The organism is Microvirga zambiensis WSM3693 (assembly GCF_016735695.1).
GTDB lineage: Bacteria > Pseudomonadota > Alphaproteobacteria > Rhizobiales > Beijerinckiaceae > Microvirga > Microvirga zambiensis.
Map to the genome: position 1 here is coordinate 1 of NZ_JAERQD010000129.1, position 6,967 is coordinate 6,967.

The following is a 6,967-nucleotide window of genomic DNA, read 5'->3' on the forward strand; positions in this document are numbered from 1 at the left end:
CGTGCGACGGAGAACGAGGAGGCGAAGAAATGGTGTTGATTTCAACCGTCGTGGGCGGGCTCGTCCTCTACGTGATCCTCGAGCGGTACCTGAAGAAGGCTCTGCATCGGACCCAGGTCGGGCACAAGGCCGTCGAGACCGGCACCCTGATCACCGCCATTGTTGCCGTGGGGCTGGCGGCCGGCAGCTTGGCCTATACACTGACGTCGATCGGTGCTCTCGAGGAGCGGTCCTGGCCCTCGAAAAGGCTGCACGGAACCTTCCTCAGGGGAGATAGAAGCGGCGTGGAGGGGGGTAGGGGAGAAGCCAGGCACGAGACGAGCGAATATGGCCTGTGAGTTGCTGCGCTGACATCTCGATGGCTGGATGCATCACGGATGTGAATCGTTGCGGCGCAATGGATTCATCACTTTGATTGGACCTCGGCACATGGCTTGCGCACCATGGACGCATGTCCCAAGGCACGATCCAGTACCTGGTCCTCGACAGGGTTGATCCCACCTGCAACATGGCCCGCTACTATGTGTTGGCGATCGAACCAAGCCTGTTTGGTAACCCCACCCTGATCCGTGAGTGGGGTCGCATCGGCCAGCCGGGGCAGAGAAAGGTCGAGCTTCATGAAAACCAATCACGTGCAGTAGAAGCTCTTGAGACTTGGCTCCAACGAAAGCGTCGCCGCGGCTATCTGCTGAGAGCTGGGTAGAGCAGGAAAGCCTGGAGTGGCCTCAGCGTAGGATCTTGAGCAGCTCTTCGACAGCTTCAGTTTCCTTGAGACTGCCTCTCTCGTACTGGCGCAGCACGTCCCTAATCTGAGCGCGCTTCGAACGTGAGCTGCCAATCTGCTCATCATGAGCGGCTGCTTGCCTTTGGATCACAGGTGGCAATGCAGGCTTGCGAAAGTAGGTCTGAGCTTTTTGCAGCAGTCTCATGGTAAGCATTCGTCGTAGATGACTCTGATGATCGATATGGGAGCTCTTGAGGCCGGCCCGTCGCCTTCTATCCTTAGCAACCGACAGGATTGAGGAAGACAGACTTTGGTAGAATGATTATGAGCGGGAAAGCCGCACTTCGCCCACTGGAGAGGTGTGAGCAGAGCTTAGGCAGTGCTCGTGGCTGACAGGATCGGACGGGCGCTGAGAGGATGACCTCAAATGGATGAGAGTTTCTCGCCGACCATTTTCCTTTACGGCATGGCCCTCACACTCGCCGTGGGAAAGGCGTTCACGCTGACGATCTGGCGGAGCGTTCCAAAGCCCAGACCAGGGCTGCGGCAAGAGATGCTGCAGGCATGGTAGGACCGCAGGCTTCGGAAGCACGCCGCACCGAACGCAGTTCAGCATCCTCGAAGCGAACCAACGGCGGACGAGCCCTTGAAAAAAGCTGAGGGGCTAAGCGGGAGCCACGCGCCATAGTGCCAGCTTCAGAACAGCGTGCAGCAACCCAATCGGGGTTCAATCCAACTCCTGAAAAATAGCTTAGGGGTTTGCTGGTGGCTTAAGCTACCTCCGGCTGATCGGACTTTGCACCTTCGGCTACGATCTCCCGATTCGTTTGTTGTGATGATCCGCCACGATCCCGTTCGTTCGATGTACATCTTTCAATCCTGAAGGGATCAAATCGCCGCGCTTGTAGTTAGAGACCTGCTGCCTGTCGCGGCCTTGAGGATCTCATGTTTCTATCCTGGATGCAGTTGACCATCGACACCACAATGCTGTCCTGCGAGGCCCAGTCCGTCATCTTGACGCGCTTGTCGAAAATCGCCTTGGGCCGGTGCTCGCACGACGAGAGCTTGTTGATGGTGACCGAAAAGTTAAGTGCCTTCGCAGAGGCCGCTGCGATCATCACGACAGGCGGAACGGCACATCACGTCGTCAAAGGTTACCGCAGAAAAGTTCGCGCCAACGTCCAGCGCCTGGGTTGCTGAGCCTGCGTGAAGAGTTGCCTAGGGGTTGCCCGTGATACCCCGGCAACGATTGCTCCGACCTGGCCCACTCCATCCCAGACAGCGGACGCTTCATCGGGAAACCCTATTGGATGGCCGAAGTCGTCGGCGTAATCCGCGACGTGCTGAGCTAACGGTTTGCTTACCATGCCAGGCGATGGGTCCAGTCGCCGGTGAACGCCACCTCCCGTTTCGGGATTGATTATCTGAACCTCTATAGGAGCGCTCGATGATCTCAAACCTGAACTGCTTGAGCCTCTCATATCGCCCCAAGGGTGTACGACGCACGTCAAGTGGGATGTCCGTCCAGCTCGCCTCCGCGGCTCTCGTCGGCATGTGCCTTGCGTCCATGCCCGCCTTCGCCCAGGTACCTGCCGAGGTCGAGGCATGTCGCCTTTCTGGCTTGGCCGCCCTGAAGGAACGGTCGCCGTCAATCGAACACCTAACCTTCGACATCCAGTCGCTGGCGATCTCGAAGGCCGACACGCGGGTCGAAGATACGCCGATCCGGATGGTCGTGATGGGCGACGCCTACCTTCAGCGCGAGAACAGCGACAAGCCGAACCGCTTCGTGTGCCTCGTCAGCGACAAGGGCAAGGTTGTCCTCACCTTCTTCACCAAGCAATAGGGGCGAACGCGCACATTCCTGGAGCCGACGCTCCGAGGTGCTAGTCCAGGTTGCGGAGGGCTTCAATGCGGCCAACCTCCGCGTCCAGGAAGGCTGGATCGACCATACCGGAAAAGTCCACCTTCACAGTCAGGTTCCGGTCCGCCCGTCTGAGCTCGCGCCCCCCGTGCCACAAGGTCCAGAGGTCGCGGATCAGATTGTCAATGGCACTGCGGGTGAAGCGATAAGCATGCATCGGGACGTAGTTCTCACCCGACGCCATCATGTGTTCGATATGGCCGTCGAACTCGCCCGGATGAAGCTTCATCGGGCCGAGATCCTCAAAGCCCGCGGCGAGGAGCGCATGGATAGGTCCGGTGTTGCCGTCGACAACGTGCGCGATGTAGTCCTCCTCCGTGTCGCCGGTGCGCAGAACGGCGTAGCGGTGGACAAGCATGAGCTTGATCATCAGGCCAGAGATACCGACGCCGCGGGCGGCCGGATGCACCATGAGAGCGCCCAGTTCCTCTTCCCGATGACGCCCATCGGCTTCCTTGAGAGTGTCTTGCAGCATGCCGGTACCGACGATCCGCTGGTCCTCGCCGACCACCACGTCGTAGAGGCGTTGCGTGCGGGCCGCCTCTTCGAACGTTCGTGCCGAGCGGTCGAACAAGGTCCCCTCATTCAGGGACTCAACGAACGTGTAGGGGATGCGGTATTCCGATGGCGGCGTTTGCCGAAACGTCAGCAGGTCAGAGTCATAGAGCAAGGAAGGCCTGTGGATCGCCATGGTCCGATACCTCCGAAATCATGATCCCCAGATGATGCCCGCCCCAGCGTGCATTGTACCCGAAGATCGCGCGGAGTGCCGGAGCTTTGTCTCCCGCGAGATCATCGGCGTCGGCTCCGGCCAACCGCCTCGAGGTCATGTGGGCTGGGTTCGGCCGGTGATCCAACATGGCCCCATTCGCGGCGTCGAGGACTAGACCCACCGATCCGCCGGGAAGGATCGCATTCCCAAGGATCCCCGGCGCAGCCTGCTCGGTAAGAATCGGTTTCACGAGCACGGAACCCGGTCGATATCCCTTGGCCTCGGCATAGGCCGTGAACTCTGTCTTTCGACTGATCGTCACCTCGCATGGCGAGCGGGGACACTTGTGCCCGAGGGATGTCCAGATCCGTGCCGACGCTGGGCTGGTAGTGATGGTCACCGTCTCTTCGGTCCCGCGCGTCACCGTATTGCATGCCGTTAGGAAGAGAGCCGCGCCTACCATCAATCCCAGAACCTGCGTTTGCATGAATTGCCCCATCCTGCCTTTGGCAGGTCTGACGATCCCGCTATCAGCAGAAGGTAATGCTCGAGGCCAGCTTGGCCAGTGCACCTGCCGCTCAAGACCGACTATGGCGAATGTGTGCGCTGCCTGTTCTGAAGATGTCTGGTCCCCACCGCGCGCAACCAGGCGTTTCCCGGCGGGAGCGACCATGAGAATTGGCAGTGGCCAAACAACCGAGCTCTCATCCCCTGCTATCCATTGTCACGATCTGCTCGAGACGCCTGTGGTAGTCGATCATCTCGATAAAAGTATGTCTCTCACCGATCAGGATCCTCAAGCATTCGTCGTAGATGCCTCACAAGGACCGAGATCCGAACTGAGAAACGAATAGAGAAACACCCACCCTTGGCTGACTTCGTCTTCGTGCCCTGCACTTGCGTCAATGGCCGCTAGATACCCGCGGGAGCCAGCCAGAGGACGATCCGTGTTGGGTGCGAACCAGACCGGTATGGGAAATGGCGGGTCGTTGGAGTTACTGTGGATTGCCATATCCAGTACGATCGATCGTTCTCTCTTTGTGCTAACCTTCGGCGGACGGCATATCGTTGAAGCGTGGTAATGGGAGGTTGTGGCGGCCGATGTTGGATGAAGCTTTCAACATTGCCGAGAGCGATGGTCCAACTGACTCCATGGTTCGCGCCAGTGCGGCGCCACGGCGGATCGTTCATGTGGATCTCGACGCCTTCTACGCCAGTGTTGAGCAGCGGGACAATCCAGAGCTGCGCGGCAAGCCGGTTGCTGTGGGAGGGTCTCGCGAGCGGGGAGTGGTCGCAGCCGCCAGCTACGAGGCCCGGCGCTTCGGCGTTCATTCGGCCATGCCGTCTGTCACAGCACGCCGAAAATGCCCGGAACTGATCTTCGTCAAACCGCGGTTTGACACCTATCGGGAGGTGTCGCGACAGATCCGGGAGATCTTTTACGAGTACACACCTCTCGTCGAACCATTGTCCCTGGACGAGGCCTATCTTGATGTGACCGAGAATCTCAAGGGTATTCCGTACGACACTCAGGTGGCCCGTGAAATCTGGGCCAGGATCTGGCGGGAGACCTATCTCACTGCTTCGGCCGGGATCAGCTTTCAGAAGTTCCTGGCCAAAATGGCGTCGGATCAGAACAAGCCGAATGGTCAGTTCGTCATCACCCCAGAAGCAGCGCCGGCATTCCTTGAGGCGCTGCCCATTGCAAAATTCCATGGCATTGGCCCGGCCACGGCCAGGAAAATGAGCGAGCTCGGCATCTTCACGGGCGCCGACCTCAAAGCGCAGAGTCTCGAGTTCCTGCAGGAGCGCTTTGGTAAGTCTGGTACTCATTACTACTGGATCGCCAGGGCCGTCGACACTCGGCCTGTCCACCCAGATAGGATCCGCAAGTCAGTTGGTGCCGAGAACACCTTCGGGACGGACCTGACAGGCCTCGAGGAGATGAAGACCAGCCTTCGGCCAATCATCGAGAAGGTCTGGAGATATTGCGAACAGACGGGTGTCCGCGGCCGGACGGTGACCCTCAAAGTCAAATTCTCAGATTTCCAGCAAATCACCCGCAGCCGCACTCTGACGGTCTATGCCGAAAACCAGGGCTCGCTTGAGCACGCCACCTTCGACCTGCTGCAGGCCCTGTTTCCACTTGATAAGAGCGTTCGGCTGCTCGGTGTATCCCTGTCGACGCTGAACACGGACCAAGAGCTGGACAATCCACAACTGATGCTGGCCTTGTAGCTTGTGGCGCCTGGAAGGGCAGGAACCTGCTCACAAGCGGGTAGTTTGCTCTCCACGATGGCTAAGGCACAAACAAAACTCACCCGGGCCGCCGGACGCCGGCAAGCGCAGCTCCCCGACCAAATCCCGGTCGAGCTCGCCGTGCTCGTGAAGCAGGCTCCTGAAAGTGATGACTGGCTCCATGAAGTCAAATGGGATGGCTACCGCATGCTGGCCCGGATCGAAGACGGCCGAGCTCGACTGGTCACGCGACGCAATCAGGATTGGACGGCGCGCTTTCCCGAACTCGCCAAAGCTTTTGCATCCGTCGGGCGGCCTGGGACAGTTCTCGATGGTGAGATCGTCAGGCTGAAACAGGATGGGATCAGCTCGTTTGCTGCACTCCAACAGGCGCTATCAACCGAGGAAACTGCGGATCTGGTCTATTACGCCTTCGATGTGTTGTTTCTCGACGGAGCCGACCTTCGCCAATCGCCACTTGAGAAACGAAAGCTCCTGCTTTCTGAGGTGATCGCCGACGCCCCGGCCAAAATCCGGTTGAGCGAGCATCGGGTTGGAGGTGGAAAGGAATTCTACGCTCGGGCCTGCGTGCTAAAGCTCGAAGGAATCATCTCGAAGCGAAGACAGTCGCGTTATTCCGGCACGCGAAGTGACGATTGGCGGAAGGTCAAATGCCTCAACACTGAGGAATTTGTCATTATCGGCTACACCGAGCCGCAGCGATCGCGGGTTGGGTTCGGGGCCCTTCTCGTTGGCTATTACACACCAAACGGTGAGCTAAAATATGCAGGCAAAGTCGGGACAGGATATTCGCGCGAATTCCTTGAGGCGTTTCAGTCTCGGCTGAAGCGGATCGAGCAACAAAAGCCGACAGCAGCCTTACCGAAGGGGACCTACATGCGAGCCCCTGTACACTGGGTGAAGCCGCGGTACCTGGCTCAGGTCGAATTCACGGAGTGGACGAGGGATCATATTCTGCGTCACCCGGCTTTTTTAGGTCTTAGGGAAGATAAAGATCCGCGCGAGGTGGTGATCGATCGTCCACTTTAAGCGGACCGAGGAGTGCGGATCCCATCACGACAGTAGACCGCCTGGTTCCGGTAAGTCGCTTCCTTGGTCCTGATCATCTCTTACAGGCAATCTTGCAGGATAAGCCAGAGCCGGCCCTTGCCGCAGATTCCTGCCGTTTTTGCCAAGGAGTAGACCGAGCTCTGAGGTATACAGGCCGACATGTAACTTGTCCCTTTCGGAGTTTCGCAACAGATGTTTCTGGAGTGAAACTCCTAATCGTTATGCTTCTGGAGCGGCATGGCCTGAGTCTCTCGCGCGAGACGCTGCGCCAATGGATGCGGGAGGAAGGGCTCTGGTT

Annotated in this window: 10 protein-coding genes; 7 read left to right on the forward strand and 3 right to left on the reverse strand. The window is 58.6% G+C overall.

From position 1 onward, the window contains the following. The first annotated feature begins 29 nt into the window (after positions 1-29). Complete coding sequence (locus JKL46_RS33755; RefSeq protein ID WP_201842774.1) at positions 30-338, forward strand: hypothetical protein; 309 nt, start codon at positions 30-32, stop codon at positions 336-338. 113 nt (positions 339-451) lie between these two features. Then, positions 452-703 carry a WGR domain-containing protein gene (locus tag JKL46_RS33760; protein ID WP_201842777.1) on the forward strand — a complete coding sequence of 84 codons (252 nt, stop codon included), beginning with the start codon at positions 452-454 and terminating at the stop codon, positions 701-703. A 22-nt stretch (positions 704-725) separates the two neighbouring features. Here the strand turns inward: JKL46_RS33760 and JKL46_RS33765 are convergent, their stop codons facing one another. Continuing rightward, positions 726-929, reverse strand: coding sequence for a hypothetical protein (locus JKL46_RS33765; RefSeq protein WP_201842779.1), 204 nt, complete (start codon positions 927-929; stop codon positions 726-728). Positions 930-1,151: 222 nt separating this feature from the next. On the opposite strand from JKL46_RS33765, the gene JKL46_RS33770 reads away from it, so the two are divergent. From JKL46_RS33770 to JKL46_RS33780, 3 genes are all read left to right on the forward strand, one after another. After that, positions 1,152-1,295, forward strand: coding sequence for a hypothetical protein (locus JKL46_RS33770; protein ID WP_201842781.1), 144 nt, complete (start codon positions 1,152-1,154; stop codon positions 1,293-1,295). A 374-nt stretch (positions 1,296-1,669) separates the two neighbouring features. Next, on the forward strand, positions 1,670-1,924 hold the full coding sequence (locus tag JKL46_RS33775) for a hypothetical protein (protein ID WP_201842782.1): 255 nt from the start codon (positions 1,670-1,672) through the stop codon (positions 1,922-1,924). A 316-nt stretch (positions 1,925-2,240) separates the two neighbouring features. Then, on the forward strand, positions 2,241-2,570 hold the full coding sequence (locus JKL46_RS33780) for a hypothetical protein (protein WP_201842784.1): 330 nt from the start codon (positions 2,241-2,243) through the stop codon (positions 2,568-2,570). A 40-nt stretch (positions 2,571-2,610) separates the two neighbouring features. Here the strand turns inward: JKL46_RS33780 and JKL46_RS33785 are convergent, their stop codons facing one another. Together JKL46_RS33785 and JKL46_RS33790 are read right to left on the reverse strand one after the other, a co-directional pair. Then, positions 2,611-3,339, reverse strand: a complete 729-nt coding sequence (locus JKL46_RS33785; protein ID WP_210381550.1) for a hypothetical protein — start codon at positions 3,337-3,339, stop codon at positions 2,611-2,613. Continuing rightward, positions 3,308-3,847 (reverse strand): translation initiation factor 2, encoded by a 540-nt coding sequence (locus JKL46_RS33790; RefSeq protein ID WP_201842788.1) that lies wholly within the window; start codon positions 3,845-3,847, stop codon positions 3,308-3,310. Before JKL46_RS33790 ends, JKL46_RS33785 begins: the two co-directional genes overlap by 32 nt. A 665-nt stretch (positions 3,848-4,512) precedes the next feature. Here JKL46_RS33790 and dinB point away from each other — a divergent pair. After that, positions 4,513-5,598, forward strand: a complete 1,086-nt coding sequence (gene dinB / locus JKL46_RS33795) for a DNA polymerase IV (protein WP_246529718.1) — start codon at positions 4,513-4,515, stop codon at positions 5,596-5,598. Positions 5,599-5,655: 57 nt separating this feature from the next. Then, entirely contained in the window at positions 5,656-6,648 is a 993-nt protein-coding gene (ligD, locus tag JKL46_RS33800; RefSeq protein WP_201842795.1) for a non-homologous end-joining DNA ligase, read from the forward strand. Positions 6,649-6,967 lie beyond the last annotated feature (319 nt).

Coding starts and splice junctions, on each gene's coding strand:
- JKL46_RS33755 (WP_201842774.1), top strand. CDS start 30: ATGGTGTTGATTTCAACCGTCGTGGGCGGGCTCGTCCTCTACGTGATC.
- JKL46_RS33760 (WP_201842777.1), top strand. CDS start 452: ATGTCCCAAGGCACGATCCAGTACCTGGTCCTCGACAGGGTTGATCCC.
- JKL46_RS33765 (WP_201842779.1), bottom strand. CDS start 929: ATGAGACTGCTGCAAAAAGCTCAGACCTACTTTCGCAAGCCTGCATTG.
- JKL46_RS33770 (WP_201842781.1), top strand. CDS start 1,152: ATGGATGAGAGTTTCTCGCCGACCATTTTCCTTTACGGCATGGCCCTC.
- JKL46_RS33775 (WP_201842782.1), top strand. CDS start 1,670: ATGTTTCTATCCTGGATGCAGTTGACCATCGACACCACAATGCTGTCC.
- JKL46_RS33780 (WP_201842784.1), top strand. CDS start 2,241: ATGTCCGTCCAGCTCGCCTCCGCGGCTCTCGTCGGCATGTGCCTTGCG.
- JKL46_RS33785 (WP_210381550.1), bottom strand. CDS start 3,339: ATGGCGATCCACAGGCCTTCCTTGCTCTATGACTCTGACCTGCTGACG.
- JKL46_RS33790 (WP_201842788.1), bottom strand. CDS start 3,847: ATGCAAACGCAGGTTCTGGGATTGATGGTAGGCGCGGCTCTCTTCCTA.
- dinB (WP_246529718.1), top strand. CDS start 4,513: ATGGTTCGCGCCAGTGCGGCGCCACGGCGGATCGTTCATGTGGATCTC.
- ligD (WP_201842795.1), top strand. CDS start 5,656: ATGGCTAAGGCACAAACAAAACTCACCCGGGCCGCCGGACGCCGGCAA.